The following is a 23,409-nucleotide window of genomic DNA, read 5'->3' as shown; positions in this document are numbered from 1 at the left end:
TATTTCACTTAAATCATCCTTTTTTAAAACTTTGATATAAAACTGGAATAACAAATATAGTGAAAAGAGTTCCTATACTCATTCCACCAACTATTACTAAACCAATAGAATTTTGAGCGGCTGCTCCTGCTCCAGAACTAATCACTAATGACATTGCCCCAAAAATGGTTGCTAGAGTAGTCATTAGAATAGGTCTAAGTCTTAAGCTAGAGGCTCTAGTTACAGCTTCTCTAACACTTAGTCCTTGGTCTCTTAAGTTATTAGCAAATTCTACTATCATAATAGAATTTTTTGTTATCAAACCAATTAAAGTGATCAAACCAATATTACTATACATATTAAGCGTATTACCACATATTAAGAGCATTAATACCCCTCCAGTAATTGAGAATGGTACAGCAATAAGTATTAATATAGGATCAGTAAAACTTTCAAATTGGGCTGAAAGCACTAAATAAATAAACAACAAAGCAAATAAGAAAGTAACAATAAGATTACTTTGTGATTCTGTCATTCTTTTAATCTCTCCAATATATTCTAATATAGTTGTGCTACTATCCAATAATTCATCAGCTATAGTATTTATCGAATTTATGGCATCGGTAATTTTTTGGTTTGGAGCTAAACCTGACGAAATCGTTACCGATCTAGAATTATTATAGTGGTTATAAGACTCAATAGACACTTTCTCAACCATATTAGCAACTACACTTAATGGCAGCAAATTATTAGTTGGTTTATTGGTTGGTATCAGTATCTTACTAAAATGATCGGTACTATTACGGTATTTTAGGTTATATTGCATAGTTATATCATACAGATTATTGCCCATTCTGAAATCACCAATTTTTCTTCCTGCCAGCAAATATTGCAATGTTATCCCTATATTTTCTAAACTCACACCAAGCAGATAAGCTTTATCTCGGTTAACAATTACGTCAATTGTCGGCATAGAAGAATTTAAATCACTACCTACATTGATAAAAACTGGATATTTCTTCATTCTATTAACAAATTTCTGTGATATTTGATCTAACTCATCATATTCAAGTGAGGTCTGTAAAGTAAATTCGACAGCATTTCTAGCATTACCACTAACCAATGAAGGTGGATTTTGAACAAAAATTGACATTCCTGCTATTTGTTGAAATTGCTTATTAAGCATATTTTTTATAGCTTCTTGTGACTTTGATCTTTCTTTCCAATCTTTAAGAGGTACGAAAGCAAAAGCACTGTTACTAGCTCCAGAGCCAATTATTGTCAAATAACCTGCTATATCTTTATGAGAACTAAGTATTTTTTCAGCTTCCACTACTGTTTTCTCTGATTGTTTAATACTAGAACCTTGAAGGCCAGTGAAGAAAACTTGTAAAAACCCATCATCTTCCTGGGGAATAAAAACTTTTTTGACAAAGATCAAACTAACAACTAGTACAACTAAAGATAGTGCAATAATAAGTGAGAATTTCTTTTTATGATCAAGAGCAAGATTTAAATAGTACAAATACTTGCTTTGTACTAATTTAATGAACTGATCAAATTTAACTAAAAACCCTAAAGGAGGTCGATCATTTTTACCAATCATGCGACTTGCCATCATTGGCGTTAAAGTAATCGCCACAAAACCGGAAAATAAAACGCAGAATGCTAAGGTCCAAGCAAATTCAATGAATAACTTACCAATAAATCCATCTATCAAACCTATTGGTAAGAATACTGAAACAAGTGTTATAGTCATCGCTACAATGGCAAAACCAATTTCCTTAGATGCAAGAAAGGCAGCTTCTATAGGAGAATGCCCCATCTCATTGTACCTAAAAATGTTTTCTAACATTACTATTGCATCATCTACTACCAAGCCAATAGCTAATATCATTGCTAAAAGGGTAAATATATTGATAGAAAATCCTAAATAATACATAACAATAAATGTACCAATTAATGATATCGGAACAGTTACAAATGGTATGAGGGTGATTTTTACTGATGCCAAGAACAGATATATTACTACCATAACCAAAACTAATGCTTCCATGATAGTGAAGAATACTGATCTGATTGAAGCCCTAACTGGAATTGATGAATCATGGGCTATATCAATTGTTATACCTTTAGGTAGATTTTTTTTTATTTTATCTAGTGAATATCTAACCTCTTTGGATAAATCAAGTATGTTTGCCTTCGATTGTTTTATAAGACCAAGTGCTATCGAGTTTTTTCCGTTATATCTAAAAATTACCTCAATATCTGGAGGGGCTAAATATATTTTAGCAATATCTCGTAACTTTAATATATTAGCATCTTTCACTTTTAGTATAATTTTTTCAAACTCTTCCGGTTTACTTAAAGAGCCATCTAATCTTACAGTAAAATCACGTGCAGCTGTTTTAATAGTTCCTGCTGGATAATAGATATTTTGTTTTTTTATAGCACTCTCCATTTCTAACACTGACATTTTATGCTGATATAATTTTACCGGGTCTGGTTCTATACGCATAGAGTACTCTTTAGCACCATATATCTCAACCTGACCTATTGTTTCAAGTTTTTCTAAAATGGTTTTTACGCTATCTTGAACAATTTGGGTTAATTGTAAATCATCATATACATCACTACTGATACTTAAATACAAACTAGGGAAATTATCTGCATCCATCTTAGCAACATAAGGCATGCTCATACCTTGGGGGAATATGGAACTTATATTAGAAATTTTAGACCTAACATCGTTTAAGGCTGTTTCTATATCAGCCGATGATAGAAATATTAAAGTAATATGACTGCTACCTGTAGAGCTTTGTGAAGTGATAGTATCAAGGTTCTTGACAGTTTTTAGTGCTTTCTCAATACGAGTTGTTATCTCTTTCTCCATATAAAGAGCATCTGCCCCAGGGTAATTTGCATATACTGTTATTACAGGAGAAGAAATATCGGGAATAGCTCTAATTTGCAGTTTAGTAAGAAATACCGCCCCTAAAATAACAACCACTAGACTCAATACTGTTGCAAATACTGGACGTTTTATACATATTTCACTTAAGTACATATTATAAATAAATCCTACTTATGCAAATTTGGGATAAGAATTTGTCAATTCTTATCCCGAATTGGGGTTACTCCACTCCAATTACTAGTCTTTTTTCAATAATTTTAGCTAATTTACTGATAATTATTACCATAACATAGTAACAAAGTCCTGCTATTAACATAGGGGTAAAATAAGTATAACTTTCAATCGATACTAACTGAGCTCTACGCATTAAATCCATTTCACCGATCATTGATATAATCGATGATTCTTTGATTAAATTAATAAGCTCATTAACCAGTGAAGGTAAGATATTTCTTATGGCTTGGGGCAAGATAATATCTTTCATCATTAATCTCTCGGGTATAGCTAATGCTTTAGCTGCCTCAATCTGTCCTTTATCAACACTATTAATTCCAGCTCTAATTATTTCCGAAACATATGCCCCGGAGTTTAATGAGAAAGCTATGCTACCAGCAACGAAGACACCAAGCTTAATGCCAATTACACTAGGTAAACCAAAATAAATTATGCTAAGTTGTATAAGTAACGGAGTACCACGAAAAACAGATGTATAGAAATTAGCAAACAGTCTTAACGCACAACTTTTACTTACCTTACAAATTGCTAGTAAGATACCAATAATCAACCCTAATAACACTGAAACTATACTGTATTTCAGTGTTACTACCATCCCTTGCATAATAAAATATATAGAAGAAAAATCAAGTAATTGCTCAAACATTTAACACTCTTAAATAACCTCAATTTTGGAATTGTTCCAAACTTACTACCTATTCAAATTTTCGTATATTACGAGCAACCTCAATGGAAGAATTCATCATATTAGTACAATATATTTCAAACATTTTCTGCTGTAACAAAGCTAAATCTGGTAACCCCTTACATTTTAACAAATCTTTAGTAAGTACAACATTCTCCTGCATCCCTTTACTCATCGATGATAAGAGTTGATTAAATATATCTTCGGTTACTCTAATACGACTATTAACAACTGCTAAATTTTTAGAAATTGCAGAATTTACTATATCAGTATACTCTTTTGATAATCTCGATAATTGACTAACCAAATTGTCTATTGTTTCAGATTTCATTTCAGAACTATCTGAATTGTCCTTTAATTGAATACCCGGGGGTAGTTTTTTATTTGAGTTTAACTTATTTTTGCCCATATTTTCTCCATTTTAATATAAATATACTCTAAATTGATACTACAACTAAGCATTATTATTGACGAATATGTCTTATATTATTAAGTTTTGTAACCTCTAGGTTGCAATTGGAGCGTATAGGGTTAATATCTATGCCACCACGTCTTGTATATCTCGCATAAACAGTTAATTGATCGGGAGTACAAAACTTATTAATATCACAAAAAATACGCTCAACGCATTGTTCATGAAATTCATTATGATTACGGAATGATACTAAATATTTTAACAAAGAACTATGATCAATTTTCTTGCCTCTATAACTAATTTGTACTGATGCCCAATCTGGCTGGTTAGTAACTAAACAATTCGATTTTAGCAAGTGAGAATATAGTATTTCATTTACTACTTGCGTATTGTCTTCAGACAATTTTGGCAAATTTTGACTAGTCTCAAAACTAGTAATTGTCACCTCCAGTTTATCCAAATTTATGCCTGAAAAGGACTGCAGCTTTATTCCCTCATATGATTCTAAATCTTTTATAGAAACAGTTACAGGTGCTTGAAATACCAAACTTAAGTCCTTTGCAATTAATTCTTTTACTTGCTCTCTATTATCAAACTTAGTATTATTAAAAGAATTTAAATAAAGCTTTAGTGATTTTGATTCTACAATATTAGGCGACTCACAACTTACCATGAACTCCAATATTTTTACTTCAGGTTTACCACTTGGGTTTAGCCAAGAAACTTCATAACAATTCCAAATGTCAAATCCATTAAACGGCAAAGAACCTACTATCTGTAAGCTATCTCTAGCAAATTTACGACTGATTGGGTGTAGTAAACTATTGTCATACAAATCTGCATATTTAGTTTGCTTTCCAAGTACGGTTTCAAGAAACATTATTTTATCCAGTAAGTCATATAGTTTGGATGTCCTGTATCATTCAACAAATATTTGAGACCTATAGCGATTCTTAATATAAACCAAACAAACAAGCATGCGTATAACACCGGACCAATTAGTATTATAGTGGTTATCATAGATATTATAATACCAATAAATCCTATGCAAAAAGTACGTAATATAAAAGTGTAATGGCTAGCTAAAAGTCCATCTTTAATATCCTTATTAATATATGCAAAAACTGCTCCAATAATAGGTAATAACGGTGCAACTACTCCGCACAGAAATAATATATAAATTACTATAAGGTTTGTTTTCCCTGCATTTATATATTTCTTAATCTCCTTATCCATGTTCATCTCTTAAATTTTTAACTACTAGATGCATTATACTACCATGTTTTATATAGTCTATCTCATTATCTGTAAAAACTTGTAATATTACTTTGATAGTCTCAACTATACCACTTTTTCTCTTTATGATACAATTAAGTTGCTCATAAGGCGTTATTTCATTACTCAAGCCGGTAATGGTGACATACTCAGAACCATCAAGTTTTAAGTCATTTACAGTAGAAGAAGCAAGAGCAAGCGGTAAAACACCCATACCCACTAAATTTGATCTATGAATTCTTTCAAAACTTTCAGCAATTACTGCTTTTATTCCAAGTAAACTAGTACCTTTTGCTGCCCAGTCTCTTGATGAACCAGAGCCATATTCTTTACCTGCAAAAATTACTAAAGGCACAGAATGAGCTTTATAATCCATTGCAGCATCATAGATACTCTCTTGATTACCTAGTTGGTTTATAGTTACCCCTCCTTCAATTCCGGGACACATGGCATTTTTTATCCTATTATTGGCAAAAGTACCTCGCATCATTACTTCATGATTGCCACGCCGTGATCCATAAGAATTGAAATCGATAGGTAGAATGCCATGCTCAGTTAAATACTTAGCAGCAGGACTTGTTTTACTAATATTGCCGGCTGGAGATATATGATCAGTAGTAATAGAATTGCCAAAAATAGATAATATTCTAGCAGATTCTATATTGTGCAAGTTACTAGATATATGTTCAATACCTTCAAAATAAGGAGGATTGTTGATATAAGTACTATCTTTACTCCAATTATAAGTATCAGTTTTAGTTACTTTAATATCTTGCCACTCTTTATCACCTAAAAATACCTCACTATATTTGTCTTTGAACATTTTAGAGTTAATAGATTGATCTATTAACTCTTTTATTTCTTGGTGGGTTGGCCAAATATCCTTAAGATATATATCCTTACCATTATGACCTTTACCTATCACGTCAGTTTCAAGATCAATGTTCATAGTACCTGCTAGGGCATAAGCAACGACTAAGGGAGGAGAAGCCAAATAACTAGCTATTGTTAAAGGGTGTACCCTGCCCTCAAAATTTCTGTTACCAGATAATACCGAAGCAACAACAAGATTGTTCCCGGCAATAGTCTCTTCTATTTCCTGCATAAGCGGACCGGAATTGCCTATACAAGTAGTACAACCATAGCCGACAAGATTAAAACCTAAATGATTTAGGTACTGGTCAAGTCCACTTTTTTTCAGATATTCCGTTACTACTTTTGAACCAGGGGCCAATGAAGTCTTAACCCACGGTTTTTTCATCAACCCAAGTTCTACTGCTTTCTTAGCAAGCAAGCCTGCTCCAATCATCACAGTAGGATTCGAAGTATTTGTACAGCTTGTGATTGCAGCTATTACGACATCGCCATGCCCTATACTATATTGCTCATCAACAGGGTACTTTTTATCAATATCAACATCACCTCTAGTTAGAGAAGGTAGTTCAGTTTTAAAATTACTAGCAGCATTTTTTAGGTTAACCCTATCTTGCGGCCGTCTTGGTCCTGCTAAGGAAGGTTCTAAAGTAGATAAATCCAGTTCTAATATATCAGTATATTCCGGAGTAATTATTGGATCAAACCATAATGACTGTAGCTTAGCATATTGCTCTACTAGCTTTATTCTATTTTGATCTCTAGCTGTAAAATTAAGATATTTTATAGTCTCATTATCAATTGGGAAGAACCCACAAGTAGCACCATACTCAGGAGCCATATTTGATATAGTCGCCCTATCTGCCAATGTCAGCGAATCTAGCCCATCTCCATAAAATTCAACAAATTTGCCGACTACATTTTTCTTTCTGAGCATTTGAGTAACTGTTAGCACCAAATCTGTAGCAGTAATCATTCCCTTTAAAGAGCCAGTTAACTTAAAGCCAATTACCTCTGGTAAAATCATTGATAAAGGTTGACCGAGCATTGCCGCCTCAGCCTCAATTCCCCCGACTCCCCAGCCAAGAACTGCTAGACCATTAATCATCGTAGTATGACTATCTGTGCCAACTAATGTATCAGGATAAGCGAAAGTTACACCATTTTGTTGTTTAGTCCACACAACATTGGCTAAATATTCCAAATTAACTTGATGACAGATTCCTGTTCCTGGAGGTACTACTCTAAAATTATCAAATGCTTCTTGCCCCCATTTCAAAAATTCATAACGCTCTAGATTCCTAGTTACTTCCATTGTAACATTTTTATCAAAAGAATCACTTGTACCATAATAATCAACTTGTACAGAATGATCTATGACAAGGTCAACCGGGATCAGAGGATTAATCTTTAATGGATTACCCCCTAGTTTTTTTATAGCATCACGCATAGCAGCCAAATCAACAATAGCAGGAACTCCAGTAAAATCCTGCATTAGTACCCTAGCCGGCATAAACGGTATCTCAGCGTCAGATTTTCTAGCCTTAAGCCATTCTTTAAATAGTAACAAGTTTTTTTTATTACCAGTTAGACGAAGGACATTTTCAAATAATATCCTTAAGCTATAAGGTAGACGCTTTAACTCAAGATTAATATCACTTGCCGCTTTATTTATATCAAAAATTTTATAAAGATTATCTCCTACAGATATTTCTTTAAGATAATCAGGATTCATTCCCGTTCCTCCAATTTTTTTAATCATTAGGGTTTACGCGAATTTGGTATAAGAATTTGTCAATTCTTATACCAAATTCGGTGAAATTATCGAAACAATCAGATTTGAGACGGCTCTGCATCTGATTGTTAAATTAATATTTTGCTAAAAACATGATTTTAAAAAATTAAAATCATGTTTTTAGCTTTAGAAAGGTTTAAAATGCATTTGCAAAACCGCTTTAAGAATGCATTTTTCCTTATATTAAAGGCAATTCGGGATAAGGATTAACTAATTCTTATCCCGAATTGGCATACTTTGAGTATACACTTAAAAATACCTACCACTAAGCCTTTCATTTAACTTAACTTGAAAAAATAAATATTTGAAGTAAATTATATAAAAAATTTCTTAGAATCGTATAAATGCTGTCATTTGAACAACTCACTCTTATTATAGACGAAAAAACTATCTTCACTAATATTAGTATGACTTTTTTACCATCATCTATAGTTTATTTACAGGGAGCAAATGGTTGCGGGAAGACTTCACTACTTAGAATTGTAGCTAATATACAAAATCCAACAAGTGGCAATGTTTTGTATAGATCATTGAACTGTAAATATTTAAAGAAACCTTATTGTAATTATATTGGACATAATCTTGGATTAAAATCCCAAATAACTGTATTAGAGCATCTAAAATTTTGGTCTACAATTTATGATTCCCTTGAAGCTTTAGAATCTTCTATATACTATTTCAAGTTACATAATATTTTGCATGAGAAATGTTACAAGCTGTCTGCTGGTAACCAAAAGAAAGTTGCCTTAGCAAAACTCATTGCTTGCCAGTCAAATTTATGGCTATTAGATGAAGTAGAAGCAAACCTAGATCAAGAAAACAAAGAATTACTATATAACTTGATTATTTTGAAAGCAAATAATGGTGGAGTTATTGTGGGCACCTCCCACTCTAATATAGATATTAAGACAGCACAAATAATCAATTTTAAGGATTATAATTGTTAGACCTTAGTAACCTTAATTCGATATAAGAATTATTAATTCTTATATCGAATTGGCTTCTTATAATGAAAAATGCATTCTTGAAGCGGCTGGCACGAATGCATTTTAATCTATTACCGCTAATAATTTTATTTTTATAAGTATAAAAATAAAATTATTAGCAAATTAATATTTAACAATCAGGTGGGCAGCCGCTTCAAACCTGATTGTTTCTATATATATCACTGAATTCGATGTAACAAGTTACATCGAATTCAGGTTTAGTAAGTTTTTGTAATATCGATTTAAGACTTTTACACCCAAAATCCAAGCTACACAAACAACAAGAAAAACAACCATCAAAAAACCAGCTAGATCGTTATGTACAGCATTTGGGAAAATACTGAAAGAGACGAATTGAATAATTGCTCCAGAAGATTTTCCTACTTTGTATCCAAGTACATCTACTGCTGCCTTTCCCTTAGTTTTCATTTCATTATCAAGAGGTATATATACCATTTCTTTAGTAGAATCAAACAATGAATATTTTACGCTTTTCCCTAAAACATGCCACAAACCACCTACAAAAACAATTATCATTAATGGAGAAAAATAACTAAGACCAGTCATAATTGCCAATAAAGGTTTTTCTAGTACAACAAAGGTAAAAAACATCATACCTGATAACAGTGTTACGATAGGGGTGATCACTGCTCCCCAAAACCAACCACAAACCCTAACTAAACTACTACCTAGAAAAGCACAAATTAAAGTAAGTACTCCTGTCCAAAAAAACACCTCACCAGTATAAGATATAAATGCTTGGGTACTAGGGTATAATTGCTTGGTTTTAGACATCCATAATCCTTCAATTAGGTTGATTGTCATGGAATATGAAATCATTAATACACAAATAATTCCTAAATATTTAGATGTAAAAATTATTTTGCTGCTGTCAACTAACCCCAATTTTAGTATATCGGTTCTTTTATTTTTGAATCTAATATTTTTAGTAGTTTCTATAATTTTCAATTCAACAAATCTATGCAAGATTAAACAAATTAGGCCGGAAATTATAATGATTAGCATAAACGATTTAAGGAGAATTTCTGTTTTGTCGTTAAGATGGGAAAATAGAGGTAACAAAAAATGTTCACCTTTGGCAAAATATATAATTATACTGCCAGATATTAGTAAGTTAGTTTGACCAAATAAGGAAAAAAACGTATAAAATCTTGGAGCTTCTTCAATACTGGTAATCTTATTAGCAAGTTGCCAGTATAATAGTGTAAATACAATTACTGGCCACAACTCCCCCATTATATAAAATAACACAATACTCCATTTTCCCCAAATGATGATAAACCATTTTAAATGTGGAAGTACGGTAACATAATATTCTATTACTTCAGGATCTGGATGAAGATATTCCCGGTATGGAAACAACACAAAAGCAAATAATATGAAGAATCCCAAGAAAAAAGATACTACTATCCTAAACACTTGCTCAGTTGTCATAATATTACAAAGTTTGGAGTAAAGAATGACAAATAAGACACCCATAGGCATCTCACCCCAAAGTTTTATAAAGCTTAAAACTTCCGTACTAATTAATGTTACTACCAAGCTATCTTTGATACTACGTACTAGATTTTGGTTAAGGAGAATACAAAACATTAGTAAAGCCATAGGTATAAACTTTACTAACTCGTTAGATCTAATAGGCCAAACAACGTGTCTAAATTTACTATTTCTAGCCCTATTCCACATATTGCAAGAAGAATTTACTGCATCCATTTAATACCCATGCTCATTTCCAAGCAACCTAAACTATAAAAAAAACCATGTCAAGTAGTTTTATAATTTAATACTCGATAATCAAGTTTTTTTATATCCCGCTACCTACGCAGGGACATCCTAGGCTATTAAACCAATGTCTTACATCGATACTTGAGGTTATATTACGCTTCCAGTAATTGCTGTTTGTTTAGACTTGGGAGATGGCAAATGTTTTATATCGCTGTTAGATGTCCTATTTGGCACAACATGTTTAGATACACTATCCTTTATATCATTAATGACCATTTCACTATTCTTGCTTTTAGTACTCTTTGCCACATAACTAGTTGCTTCTTGACCTATTTTTCTAGCCTCACTTTGAACATCTTTTTTATGTTCAGGTAATTTCGTCCTCTCGTCAAAACTAACCTGATCAAACGTAGCTTTACTAATTGTCTTGCTCTTAGAGTCTTCTGAAGTAAATTGTGCCTCAGTCAAATCCGTGCCTTTCATAGAAATATCTTTAAATGTTAGCCCACTTATATCGCCAACAATTTTAACATTATCTAAAGTTATTTTATTATTTGCATGATTTTTATTATATTGATTAATTGCAGGCAAAAGAGTTTTTAAAGATTTTGCATCAATAGTTGTCCCTTCGAAACTAATTTTATCTTTAAAAATAGCTCCTTTAAAAGAACAATTGCTAATTTCGCTATTTTGAAAAGAACGTTCTTTAAATATCGCCTTATCAAAATTAAACCCATTAACTATAACATTTTTAGTAGGTATCGGATTTTCTTTGTCAAAAACAAAACCTCTGAAATCTTTACTTATTAGAGAATATTCTACAGTTTTTGAGATTGTACCAATATCAGTGGCATCAGCTTGTTGTTGCAGTAACTCACTTAAATCAAGTTTCTGTCCATCTATTTGCTGAGAACTCTGTTGAGAATCTTTATCAGAAAAACTAAAATGAACTTTGCCTAAAGATTCACTCCATTTTTGTCTACGTGTTCTCAATGAGGTAAAACTTCTTTGTATTAGGAATCTAGCCCCTTCAACTAATGTTTCTGATACTATTCCTAGTAATTTCCTGTCAGATAATAATTTGAATATCCCGAACATACCCATGTTATAATTACCAGTCTTAAATTGTTCGGCTATCTTTGTTAAATCTGGTATCTTGTTGCCAGCTAATTCAATAATTTCCTGACCTTTTACTTTTAAATTCCTACCCACAACTGTTGTATTGAGAAATTCATCAACTACAGCACCAAATCGCTCAGCATTCTCGCCAAGAAACTTTGGAATATCTTTATCAATTATTTTCCTCACATCTGCATTTTTTGGTTTATTTATAAAATCTAAAATAGAATCTGCTACTGTAACAGCTTGAGCAATTTTCTCTTCTTCAGGACTATTTACTAGGTCTTGAATTTTAGTAATAATAGTTGTTACCCCCTCTTTATCTTTTAAAGTAGCATTAACCAAATCAGTTGCTATTGGTAATATTTGTGGAACAGTATCAATAGCTAACTCAGCCATCTTTAATACCAGCTCAGGTTTAACTCCAGCGGGATCTAGGCTAGCTTTAATCTCTTGTTGCTCAGTTACATTCTTTGTAACTGCTAAAATAGTAGCTTTATTTTGTTGTAAATAAGCAGGGATGCTCTTAGTTAATAGAGGAGTAATATTTTGAGCAACCCTACCTACATCATCAATTATATTAGACAAAATTCCTAGCGAAGCCTCATTACTAGCTTCATTTTGGTACTTAGCTAAATTACTATTAATTCCAACTAGCTCTGGCACTGTACTAAGACCAGTTGATACTATATCGACCATTAATGGTACTGTAGCATCTATCAATTCTTGTGGTACAGCATATCTTGCAATTTGAGGATTATTATTGCTAATATTATTAACTATAGCCTTGATAGTTTCTGTATTTTCTCTAAGTAAATTTGGCAAATCCTCCTTTATATTTTGCTGGATATCTGCATTTTCAAGTAGTCCTATAAATTGTTTAATTACTCTTCCTGTAGCTTGATCTTTTAACTCAATATCGCTAGTGTCTTGAGTTATTGTTTGTATATCTTGATAAAGTTCCTTTATTTGTTCTAGACTTACCGCTTTCATGGTATTTTGTAGTACATCAATAGCTACAGGAATTACCTTCCCATAAAATTCAGGGTTCACATTAGCTAGAATTGGAATAATAGGTGATGCTACTACTTTATAAATATCCTCCTTTTCTAAATTTTGAGTATTGCTTTGAGCCAAAGATTTAGCATTACTCTTTAGTGTTTCAAGTAATTTTGGCAGAACTTGAACAGCAATATTGGCAATCTCTGTTTTATTTTTTGCTAAAACATCTGGCAATTTTTCCTTTAATGTTGTTAAGGTTGCATCTTGTAACAAAATATTAGGTAACTGTTTAATAATAGCAAGTTTTTTAGCTCCACCTTGTTTATCTAGGTGACTTACTTCCGAAATAGTTTTAGCCTCTTGCACTTTATCATCAGTATCATTCAATATAACTGGCTTTAAAGCTTCATATATATTACTAACCCCTTCATGGTCTGCTAAAACGTTACCAATAAGTTCTGAAAGTACAGGTACTATTTTTGGTAATAATTCTTTTCCTATTCCTAAGCTACTAAGCGTTCCCTGCAATTCTGTATTGGATTCAATGATTATTTGCGATGCTTTTGCTATATTTTCTCCATCATTAATTAAGAATTTAGATAGTATATCATTTTTTATAAGTACACTAATATCTATTTTATCTAATATTGTACCAAGTAAATCTTTTTTTACTTGAGGGTCGTCAGATAAAGCTCTGTCAGCAGTTAGCTGCACAATTTCTATAATATTTTCAGGGGTTTTAAGTATCTCAACAACGATATTTTTGACAATAGGTAATAATTGACTGTTTATATATTTTTCATCAAAACCAGCTTTCTTTAATTCTTGTAATAAAATAGCCCTATCATACTTGGCTTGTAGAGATTTTAAAGAATCAATTTTTTCTTCTAATTCTTTAATTTTAGGTTCTTTTCTTATTGTAGACGATTTTAGCTCTTGTAATTCTTTGTCTAGTTCCGGTAATTTCTGTATATCATCTTTTTTAGAGTTAAAATCTTTTTGTATCTCATCTATTTTCCCCAACTCTTTTAATGCAATCTTGGTAAGAATTGGAGCAAGATTTTCCACTAATCCATTAATTATTTCAACATTTTGAGTAAGAAATGTTTTTGTATCAGGATCTTGTAACAATTTTATAAAGAAAGGAAGGTTAGATGGATCATATTTTTCTTCACCATTTAATATTTTCTGTAATTTCTCTATTTCCTTAGCATAAAACCCTCCTGAAGTTATAACGCCAACAGTTGTTTTAGCATGACTTACTGCGAATTGTATACCCTCTATGGCAGCTTTAAATGCCTGACCTTTACCAATACCTTTTTCTTTTGTTCTAGGCTCTGCTAAAGGAGATAATATTTTCTCTAAACGAGTTTGATCTTTTAAAATATCGCTACATATTTTAAAAAATTTTTCTTTTTCTTCTTGATAGGAAAGTTCTCGCTTTTGCTGTTGCTTTATCTCCTTTTTTTCTTGCTTTTTCTGTTGCTCTTCTTGCTTTTGTTCCTGTTTTGTCTCCTTTACTGCTTGCTGTTTGTCATGTGAGTTAACTAACTTGTTATAATCCTCTATCTCTTTGTTGCATGCATTAAGTTTTTCTTCCCATGACTTCAGTTGTTCTCTTGTCTTTTTTTCTTGAGGTTTTTGCCTTGCTAATTCAATTAACTCTTTATACTTAGTAATTTCTGCTAATAAATTCGCTTGCCTTTGCTCAACTAATTTTTTATATTCCTCTATTTTTTTTATCTTTTTTTCTATTTTTGCTGATTGTTTGGCAATTTTTTCTTTATCTTTGAGGTTCTTTATATCTAATACTTCTTTTTCTTTTTTATAAATATTTTCTTGTAGATTTTTCAAAGTATGATTAGCCGATTTAAAAACTTGCTTAACGGCTTTAGTAAAAATTGATACCTTATCATTTGTTTTACTCATATCTAATTCTCCTTTATTTATAGTTAACCTAAGAAGGTTTTAGCCATATGTTAATCTTAGCTTAACCTGAATTTGATATAACAAGTTACATCGAATCAGGTTATTTTAGACCCCACTACCCTAGGCGATGCACACAAAATTAGTAAGATGTATACAACTTTTAGTTAAACGCCATTGCGAGAAGCCGCTTTAGTGCTGACGCGGCAATCCAAATTACTTATTATATTTTTGTGGATTGCTTCGTCGGTTCATGCCTCCTTGCAATGATGGTTTTTAACTTTCAACAGTTGTACTCCCATTATCCGAACGAAAAGTTAAGTTTGGAATATTATAGTAGTGAACTAAAAACCTACTGACAAAAGCACCTGCAATTACTGTAATCATAGAATATTTTATTGTACTATAATTAGGGTTATAAGCATAAGCATCTAATAATATACTAAAAATTCCACCCCATAATATAAATATTTCAAAATTAACTTCTCTAGGTATATACTCCATATTCTTGTCATGCTTACAAATTAAATTCCGCAATATTATACCAGCACTAGAAGTCAAACACGCAAAACATGGTCCCCAAAACTCTAACGGTTCAATTCTTTGTACAATTACGGTTACAACGCCAATTATCATAAAGGATGCCTGCCCTAAAGAATCACAAATAACAAGAGTATTACTCCATATTTTTTGGATAAAACTATCCTCATATAACTGCTTATTATAATAAGCTAGGAGTTTAACGGTAAAGAAGCCAATAAGTACCGTTATAAAAACACGGAAAGTATAATATGGAGTCAAAACAAGATTTATATTATAACCATGGTGTACTATTATAATATCGAGTAAAATACATCCTAATAGAGACGGTAACATTGCTAATACAAAAGTACCAAACAACGTGGCATTTGTTTTAGAGGATATAGTGATAGCAGAAATCGCGAATGCTATACTCCCGATAACTCCAATAATATAACACCATTCTGAATCAATAGATTTTGGCAATAAAATATGATATATATAGCTTTTAACGATTTTTTTATATTCATCGCTATCGACAAATTCTTTTATTGAATCGTTAAACCGTGCAACTATGTTAGGAGTTACAGTTTTCTTACTGAACATTAAATGTACAGGGGTTTTAATACCAGTAGGGATTTCTTCTATTTGATCTTTTTTAATATAGTTTAATGAAAGAGCTACCCCTGAAATTCTGTCAGCAAGAAACCCGTCAATTTCATTACTTAGCAGCCCATTAAATAACTCTAGATTACTTCCATATTTAATGATAATATCGTTATTACTCACCTGATTCAGGTAATCAGTCGTTCTTGCATCACCATAAACAGCTTTTTTAATTATACCAAGACGAAAATTTAGTAAACGTATCTGAGCTAAAAATTCATTTATATTACTAAAACTCAAATGTTTTTTTGCTGAACGTAAAGTAAATAAGGAAATTTCTTCAAATCGATATGGAAGAGAAAAATTGGCAAAGTCTGCTCTCTCAGCAGTATAAGTAGCTCCCGCCACCATATCACTGCTACCCTGCCCTATATTTGATATTGCTCGCTCCCACACAGAATCAGCATATTGTACGCCAATGCTAATTTTGCTACTAATACTATTAATTAATTCAATATCTAAGCCAGTAACACAATAGTGACCATTTTTAGCTATATGACTAAATTGGTAGGGTTCTAGTGGATACCAATCAACAAGCAGATTATCTTTATCAGACATTTCTTCAGTACATTGAGTAAAATATTTGTCCTGAATATTAGATAATTGATTACTACCCTCAGGACTAGCAAAGGTAAAAAAGTTTTGCACAATAATAATAATCGGAATGATAATTTTAAGTACTTGCATTTTGCATTAGTTCTCCTAAATTAAGGTCTATTCCAAGTTTTTGCAGCATACATTAATATCACCGTCAAAGAACTTAATATTAAATTCTTGTTTTTTGCTTGCAACAACTTTTGATGTTATAAATTCTCCATTTTCTGATTTAATTACCGCAAAGCCACGTTTTAGTACAGTTTTATAATCTAGACTTGTAAGTAGCAAATTATTTAAATTTAATTGATGCTCATAATTTTTTAACTTAGTGCTAATAGATTTTAGCATATAATTAGATTGATGCACTAATTCCAACGACTGATAATTAACTATTTTTAGAGGATTTAATATTTCTATATTAAGTGAGTCAAGTTTTGCCACTTTAAATCTGAGTAGGTTAGGCAAAGAATCTGTTAATCTAAAACTGAGTTCATCAAGAAGTTGTTGATTATAGTCTATATAAGTAGTTATACTCCTAAAAATGTCAGTATTAGAGTTAACTGCTTGCTGTTCATATTTAACTAGCTGATTAATACGACTGCATAATGCATCATAATACGAACTGATTGTATAATGTAAATTAGAAAGCACAGGTACAGCAAATTCAGCTGCAGCAGTTGGTGTGGGGGCTCGCCTGTCAGCTACCAAATCGATTAAAGTATTATCCACTTCATGTCCAACTGCAGAAATAATAGGAATAGCTGAATTAAATACGCTCCGTACTACTACCTCTTCATTGAAAGCCCACAGATCTTCTATAGACCCCCCTCCCCTTGCAACAATTATAACATCAGGTTTTATATCTTTATCTAATTCATTAAATCCTGAAATAGCACTAGCAATTTCACTTGCAGCATTTTCGCCTTGAACAACAACTGGCCATATTAGTATATGAGATGGACAGCGGTCATTAATACGGTGTATAATGTCCTTAATTACCGCCCCAGTCATTGATGTAACCACCCCAATCTTATTAGGCAGAAAAGGTAGTGGCTTTTTTTGTTTATTGAATATACCTTCTTTTTCTAATCTCTCTTGCCGCTCCTTGAGAATTTGCATGATAGCACCAAGACCTGCAGGTTCAAGGACTTCTACCGATAGCTGATATCGTGAATTTTCTGCATACCCAGAAAGCTTACCTCTAGCTACTACTTCCATACCATCAATTGGTACAAACTTAATTTTTGCTAGTACAGGACGCCAACAAGTACAGGCTAGAATAGCTGTATTTTCTTTAAGATTAAAGTAACCATGACCAGAAGTTGCTATCTTAAGACCAGAAATTTCTCCCTTTACTCTAATATAACCAAAATTATTCTCTAGCAACTCCTTGATCTTACTAGAAATTTCAGTAACTGAAAATTCCTGATCTACTAGATTAGTAATAAAACTATCTTCTTCTAACATAATGATACACTGATTTGGATAGTGGGTTTTGAAAATGATTTTATATAAGCATTTTAAACTAATAAATTCAAGAACAAATAGACAATTAGTGTATTATAACCTCAAATATTGATGTAAGACATCGGTTTAATAGCCTAGGTTATGCCATAACTGCGAAAGTTAAAACCCGTCATTGCGAAACCATGTGAGCGTAGTGGCAATCCACATTAATTAGATTGCTTAGTCACTACTAAAAGTAGCTTCTTGCAATGACGCCGAGCTATTTTCTTCATAAATCTCTCCTTGCCAAATGTGCATAGTCGTCATACTTTAGTAAATCAATATCATATGGAAAGTTTTTATTCGTTACATAATATTCTAGTACTCGCATCATCCCCTGTTTATGACGATCTAAGTCTTCTTTCGTTAAGTCTATTTCCAAAGTTTGGATTATTGGCTTCGAGCTAGAAATTTTTACATAAGTAACCTGTTTAACGCTATGAACTTTCATAGCAAAACCACCTTCCTGTAACATTAAGCCTTCAATGATTAACTGAGGAGATAATCCAGCTTCTACATCTTTTTTACTCGGTAAGCTACCAGTCTTATAATCGATAATGACAGCTGCCCCAAGCTTATCTACCTCAATTCTATCAGCAACTCCAATTATTGTTAATTCTTGCCCTCCAATATTTAACAAAATTTCTCCTCTACATTCTGAATAAACATATTGGAAATCACTTCTGCGTTTTTCATCAAACTCAATAAAAGACTCAGCAATAGGAATAAATTTTATTTGCCAAATTTTTTGTGTATAGGCTGGCAGAATAGTATTCTGTAAAATATTATTACTAATCTCCAATATTAATCCAACTTTGTTATTTTCTAACTTATCATAATTTTTAGAGTATTGTTCTAAGACCTTATGAACAAAACTACCAAATTCAGATATTTTAGGCTCCTGCCCTATCATATCCTTGCTTCTCAAATTCAAAATCTTCTTAGCATAGAAACTATAAGGATTCCGTACCAACATTTCTATATCAGTAACTGAGATTATCTCAGGAAAAATTGGACTACTAACGTAACTAAGTAAATTAACGTCCATACCATCATTGCGAGGAACTGTTTTAGCAGCAAAGAAGCAATCTAGATTAGTATAAGTTTTCTTGGATTGCTTTGTCGATTCTACGACCTCCTTGCAATGAGGATTAGAGTTTATTTCCCCTACGATTTTTAAATCATCCTGTAAATTGGAACTAATATTAATAGGATTAGTTATAATTGACTCAACCATATTAACATTATTTGGTACATCCACTAAGTTATTTTCTGAAATCAAACTTTTCTGTAAAATAAATTGCAATTTTAATAATAAATTTGATGGTAACAAACCAGCTTTACTATCTTGTCTTTTTGCTCTAGTAATTATCACTTGAGCATTATGCAAAAATAAATAGAAATAATATTGATCCATGGTAGAGCCAGTAACAATATGTAATTTTTTAAGCGTCTGCTCATTAATCCACTGATTCACAGCTGATGACGAAGCTAAGCTCCCTTGATTAAAGTCAGATAAAATTACTAAGTCAAATTTAAGTAACATCAAATCTTCAGCTTTACCAATAATTATATTTTTAGAATAATTATTATGTGCAAAATACTTACAACTAAACATTAAAGATTTAAGTAACTCTGGAAAGCATTTTTTATTACTTAATGTTAGATCGCAATTATCTTTGATTAAGCTAGATAAAAAAATTGATAGTTCAGTAGCCGGTTGTTCATACCAAATATTTGGATAAAGTTTTTCAGCAATCTTAATCGAGGATTTTAATATTTTAACAAAAATACTACCACTATTTGTATAAAGTAAGTCTATTAGTTTCTTACACCAATTTATTAATGCATCATCATTGGTTTTTTCTACCAAAGACAGCATCTGACTAGGTTGCCGTATGAAACGGTTCTTGCCGCTCATTAAGAGTTCTAATTTTGCTACTAATTTACAATTAATAAAAGGATTCTTTAATAGTAAGAATAACTTTTTTATCTCAAAATCATTACATAATATTTCACTAACAGAAATTATTAGAGAACTAACTAGCGTTTTTGTTAAATTATCACCTAGTAAATCTTGGAATTCCAAAGAATATTTGGTCAAAAAATTACAGTAAAAACTTTTGCTTGTTTGATTATTAACAATAATAGCTATCTTCTTATCACTATACTGTTTACAGATCAGGCTTATTTGTTCTGCTTCTTGAAAAATATCCTCAAGCTCAAAATATTTTACTAGACCAATGTCATCCCTATTTCCTTCAATATTTAAATGTTCCTGCTTAGCAAGTGTTAAATCTTTATCTTCAAAAATTATCTGATCTAGAATAGAATGATGTTGTTGTTCCTGACCTAAAGGCTGAAAATCTGATAAATCTTTATTTAGAATTGTCAGTAATTTTTTTAGGCTATATAAATAATCTTCTTCAGGATTATCATATTCTAATAGAGATCTATTACTAATAGGCGGTAAAATTATAAAACCACATGGTGAATTAGCAACATTCTTTAAGAAATTCCATGATATAAGATTGTGACCCATGATACCCGCTACTATTAAATTGGTATCAGCTCTTTTCAACCGTGCTATCTCTGCTTCCATCATAGTTATTTGATAATTTACACGATCTAGCAATCCTAACAATTTTATCTGTTTTCTCCATTGCTGATGAGTATATTTAAGAAATTCATAAATAACATTCCAATGTTTTGATGGATTCATTTTTTCTATTTCATTTACAGAATCTATTGATAAATCATTACAATCTAGCTGATAAAATAACTCTGCTATTGTTGAACAAAACTGTAAAGATTGTGTTATACTGAATTGTAGCTTAGGGTAATTATGGATGATTTCTGCTAATATAATTCTCTCTTGCAAAAACGTTATAGGCTCTAGCGTTATAGGTTCTAGATTTTCTGATGTAATACCAAATATTTCCTCACCTTCAGCCATAATATTGGAAAAAGGGATAATATTCGGTAAAATCGCAATATTTTGCTTCTTAATCAAAATATTTTGTAAATTTAAACAAGCAAAACCACTAGGTAATATAATTTTAAGGTTGCTAATAGATTCTTTAGCAAAATTATCTAGAATAAAATCAGCTACTATATCCAAAAACGATGAAGACGGATTGACTCTATAAAGGTTCATTAAATTCCCTCATTATATCATACAAATATAATAACATAACTTGACAGCACCACTAATAGCTAAAACTCTTAAAAATTTTGTTTTAGTAAAACCGGCAATTAAAGGAATAAATTTGCCCCATAACGGTATTATCATAAACCAAAGTATAAATATGTTATATTTTAAAAAAAATTGGGAAAATGATTGGTGGTTAGTATGAACCTGTTCATTTTTAGAATAATAAAAAATTTTCAATAATATCAAACCAAAGAAATAATTTATACTAGTAGCAAATAATGAAGCAATGGTAGCGACAGTAACTATTATTAAATTATTATAAACACCAAATATCCTCATAGAGTGAACGATTAATTCACTATCTAAACTTACAACTAAATTACCTACTAAACTATCAATAAATAATAACGAATATGCCTCAAACTGACCCATAATTCAAACTGGTTTATAAAAATAATAGGTTTGACAAAATATTATCGATACTATAATTTGCTACCTTAAAATACAACATAATTATAATTTAAATTTTCCTGTGAATAAAGCTTTATCCTTAAAAAAACCACTTTTGCTATGGTCTCTTGCCACCCTGTTTTTTGCTTTTCAATTTATATTAAGACTCTCAACTGGAATTCTTAGAGAAGAAATTATACAAAAATTTGCCATTGATACCATAGCATTTGGCACGTTTGCTGGATATTATTATCTAGGTTATGCAGGAATGCAATTACCAATTGGTATAATGCTAGATAAATTTAATTTTAGGATTGTCACATTCTTATCTATCTTAGTTACCTCTCTTGGTACTCTAACTTTTGTTGCTAGCACTGATTTTAATTACTTACTCATTGGTAGATTTATGATTGGAGCTGGTTCTGCTGTAGGTTTTTTATCAGTAGCTAAGATTACTAGAAGCTCTTTCCCAACTAAATATCATTCCTTAATGCTTGGCTTCTCCTTTACCTTTGGCTTACTTGGAGCAGTATTTGGCATTACTCCAATGAAGCTATTATTTACACATTTTGGTTATGACGTAACTTTTAATAGTCTAGCTCTAGTTGGATTTATCATTGGACTAATGATTTTATTAGTAAAAACTGATGATATAAGAAGTAATTCTAATACTAGCGATCCTGAATCTTCAATATTGAAACTATTATTAAACCCTACTATTTTATTTATTGGAGTTTGTGGTGGTCTAATGGTAGGAACATTAGAAGGTTTTGCTGACGTATGGGCTATTCCATTCTTCAAACAAGTTTATCAAATGAATGATATGGAAAGTAACTTGGTTACCTCATTCGTTTATATAGGCATGTGTTTTGGTGGTCCAATACTTGCACTTATTGCTAATTTATCAAAATCATCTAATTTTATAATTATAATAACTGGATTGCTAACGATAGCAATTTTTAGTATCCTATTATATTGTCCTTCATTAAATTTCTTTATTAGTAGTACTCTAATGTTTTTATTAGGAGTTTTTTGTTGTTATCAAGTTCTAATTTTTACTGTTGTAGGTAACCTTGTTACAGATAAATCTGCTGGACTTGCTATTGCGATAGTCAATTGCATTAATATGTCATTCGGACATTTCTTCCATAAAATTATGAGTAATTTAATATCTTACAACTGGGATGGTCTAGTAAATGAATCATCTGTACCTATTTATAGTCGCTTTGATTTTATTATGGCAATTTCTATAGTTCCAATTTGTTGCCTTGTCGGAATCATCGGCTTTTACTGTTTGTCCAAAAAGTCAAAAACTCAAATATCAATCTATAGACCTGTGGAAAAGACTGTTTAAGCTTAAATAGTAATATTAGACTTGCTGCATAAATCAAAGAAGCTTTCGGGATTTTTAGGAGAAACGAAGCCGGCTACCTTCGCGTACACAGACGTACGTGAGGAGCGGAGGCGAGTTTCGACGACAAAATCACCAACTAGATTGACTTATGCAGTAAGTCTATTTTATAAAATATTACTAATAAAGCTTAGTGTACATTATAATTGTTGTATAC

At 31.5% G+C, this 23,409-nt stretch carries 13 protein-coding genes and 1 pseudogene; 2 read left to right on the top strand and 12 right to left on the bottom strand.

Going from position 1 to position 23,409, the window contains the following annotated elements; all coding sequences use genetic code 11:
• Nucleotides 1-13: 13 nt before the first annotated feature.
• The 6 genes from ACFEL2_RS04120 to acnA form a co-directional block, all read right to left on the bottom strand.
• On the bottom strand, nt 14-3,046 hold the full coding sequence (locus ACFEL2_RS04120) for an efflux RND transporter permease subunit (RefSeq protein ID WP_375332312.1): 3,033 nt from the start codon (nt 3,044-3,046) through the stop codon (nt 14-16).
• A 67-nt stretch (nt 3,047-3,113) separates the two neighbouring features.
• Complete coding sequence (locus tag ACFEL2_RS04115) at nt 3,114-3,773, bottom strand: amino acid ABC transporter permease (protein ID WP_341752045.1); 660 nt, start codon at nt 3,771-3,773, stop codon at nt 3,114-3,116.
• 49 nt (nt 3,774-3,822) lie between these two features.
• A complete protein-coding gene (locus ACFEL2_RS04110; protein WP_375332311.1) occupies nt 3,823-4,221 on the bottom strand; it encodes a hypothetical protein in 399 nt (132 codons plus the stop codon).
• Nucleotides 4,222-4,276: 55 nt separating this feature from the next.
• Complete coding sequence (queF, locus tag ACFEL2_RS04105; RefSeq protein WP_375332310.1) at nt 4,277-5,107, bottom strand: NADPH-dependent 7-cyano-7-deazaguanine reductase QueF; 831 nt, start codon at nt 5,105-5,107, stop codon at nt 4,277-4,279.
• The gene (locus ACFEL2_RS04100; protein ID WP_341748473.1) at nt 5,107-5,463 is read right to left on the bottom strand and encodes a hypothetical protein; all 357 of its coding nucleotides are present in this window, start codon (nt 5,461-5,463) and stop codon (nt 5,107-5,109) included. The genes queF and ACFEL2_RS04100 overlap by 1 nt, the downstream gene beginning before the upstream one ends.
• Nucleotides 5,456-8,110 carry an aconitate hydratase AcnA gene (gene acnA, locus ACFEL2_RS04095; RefSeq protein ID WP_375332381.1) on the bottom strand — a complete coding sequence of 885 codons (2,655 nt, stop codon included), beginning with the start codon at nt 8,108-8,110 and terminating at the stop codon, nt 5,456-5,458. Before acnA ends, ACFEL2_RS04100 begins: the two co-directional genes overlap by 8 nt.
• 404 nt (nt 8,111-8,514) lie before the next feature.
• On the opposite strand from acnA, the gene ccmA reads away from it, so the two are divergent.
• Nucleotides 8,515-9,117: a heme ABC exporter ATP-binding protein CcmA gene (gene ccmA, locus ACFEL2_RS04090; protein ID WP_375332309.1), complete on the top strand. Its 603-nt coding sequence runs from the start codon at nt 8,515-8,517 to the stop codon at nt 9,115-9,117.
• 240 nt (nt 9,118-9,357) lie between these two features.
• Here the strand turns inward: ccmA and ACFEL2_RS04085 are convergent, their stop codons facing one another.
• From ACFEL2_RS04085 to ACFEL2_RS04060, 6 genes and pseudogenes are all read right to left on the bottom strand, one after another.
• Entirely contained in the window at nt 9,358-10,890 is a 1,533-nt protein-coding gene (locus ACFEL2_RS04085; protein ID WP_375332308.1) for an Npt1/Npt2 family nucleotide transporter, read from the bottom strand.
• Between the two features lie 159 nt (nt 10,891-11,049).
• Nucleotides 11,050-14,952 carry a hypothetical protein gene (locus tag ACFEL2_RS04080; RefSeq protein ID WP_375332307.1) on the bottom strand — a complete coding sequence of 1,301 codons (3,903 nt, stop codon included), beginning with the start codon at nt 14,950-14,952 and terminating at the stop codon, nt 11,050-11,052.
• Nucleotides 14,953-15,225: 273 nt separating this feature from the next.
• Nucleotides 15,226-16,821 carry a transporter substrate-binding domain-containing protein gene (locus ACFEL2_RS04075; RefSeq protein WP_375332306.1) on the bottom strand — a complete coding sequence of 532 codons (1,596 nt, stop codon included), beginning with the start codon at nt 16,819-16,821 and terminating at the stop codon, nt 15,226-15,228.
• A gap of 27 nt (nt 16,822-16,848) precedes the next feature.
• Nucleotides 16,849-18,198 (bottom strand): exodeoxyribonuclease VII large subunit, encoded by a 1,350-nt coding sequence (gene xseA / locus ACFEL2_RS04070; RefSeq protein ID WP_375332305.1) that lies wholly within the window; start codon nt 18,196-18,198, stop codon nt 16,849-16,851.
• 376 nt (nt 18,199-18,574) lie between these two features.
• A pseudogene (locus ACFEL2_RS04065) lies at nt 18,575-21,394 on the bottom strand (PD-(D/E)XK nuclease family protein); the annotation flags it as partial.
• A gap of 12 nt (nt 21,395-21,406) precedes the next feature.
• A complete protein-coding gene (locus ACFEL2_RS04060; RefSeq protein ID WP_341752054.1) occupies nt 21,407-21,823 on the bottom strand; it encodes a DedA family protein in 417 nt (138 codons plus the stop codon).
• A 100-nt stretch (nt 21,824-21,923) separates the two neighbouring features.
• Here ACFEL2_RS04060 and ACFEL2_RS04055 point away from each other — a divergent pair, with 100 nt between their 5' ends.
• Nucleotides 21,924-23,195 (top strand): MFS transporter, encoded by a 1,272-nt coding sequence (locus ACFEL2_RS04055; protein WP_341752055.1) that lies wholly within the window; start codon nt 21,924-21,926, stop codon nt 23,193-23,195.
• Nucleotides 23,196-23,409: the final 214 nt, after the last annotated feature.

Origin of the sequence: Candidatus Tisiphia endosymbiont of Temnostethus pusillus, from assembly GCF_964264675.1 — a bacterium.
Lineage (GTDB): Bacteria > Pseudomonadota > Alphaproteobacteria > Rickettsiales > Rickettsiaceae > Tisiphia.
This window is presented reverse-complemented; position numbering and strand designations above follow the sequence as displayed.

Excerpts from the sequence above, each read along its gene's own strand:
- ACFEL2_RS04120 (WP_375332312.1), bottom strand. The coding sequence starts at position 3,046 with ATGTACTTAAGTGAAATATGTATAAAACGTCCAGTATTTGCAACAGTA.
- ACFEL2_RS04115 (WP_341752045.1), bottom strand. The coding sequence starts at position 3,773 with ATGTTTGAGCAATTACTTGATTTTTCTTCTATATATTTTATTATGCAA.
- ACFEL2_RS04110 (WP_375332311.1), bottom strand. The coding sequence starts at position 4,221 with ATGGGCAAAAATAAGTTAAACTCAAATAAAAAACTACCCCCGGGTATT.
- queF (WP_375332310.1), bottom strand. The coding sequence starts at position 5,107 with ATGTTTCTTGAAACCGTACTTGGAAAGCAAACTAAATATGCAGATTTG.
- ACFEL2_RS04100 (WP_341748473.1), bottom strand. The coding sequence starts at position 5,463 with ATGGATAAGGAGATTAAGAAATATATAAATGCAGGGAAAACAAACCTT.
- acnA (WP_375332381.1), bottom strand. The coding sequence starts at position 8,110 with ATGAATCCTGATTATCTTAAAGAAATATCTGTAGGAGATAATCTTTAT.
- ccmA (WP_375332309.1), top strand. The coding sequence starts at position 8,515 with ATGCTGTCATTTGAACAACTCACTCTTATTATAGACGAAAAAACTATC.
- ACFEL2_RS04085 (WP_375332308.1), bottom strand. The coding sequence starts at position 10,890 with ATGGATGCAGTAAATTCTTCTTGCAATATGTGGAATAGGGCTAGAAAT.
- ACFEL2_RS04080 (WP_375332307.1), bottom strand. The coding sequence starts at position 14,952 with ATGAGTAAAACAAATGATAAGGTATCAATTTTTACTAAAGCCGTTAAG.
- ACFEL2_RS04075 (WP_375332306.1), bottom strand. The coding sequence starts at position 16,821 with ATGCAAGTACTTAAAATTATCATTCCGATTATTATTATTGTGCAAAAC.
- xseA (WP_375332305.1), bottom strand. The coding sequence starts at position 18,198 with ATGTTAGAAGAAGATAGTTTTATTACTAATCTAGTAGATCAGGAATTT.
- ACFEL2_RS04060 (WP_341752054.1), bottom strand. The coding sequence starts at position 21,823 with ATGGGTCAGTTTGAGGCATATTCGTTATTATTTATTGATAGTTTAGTA.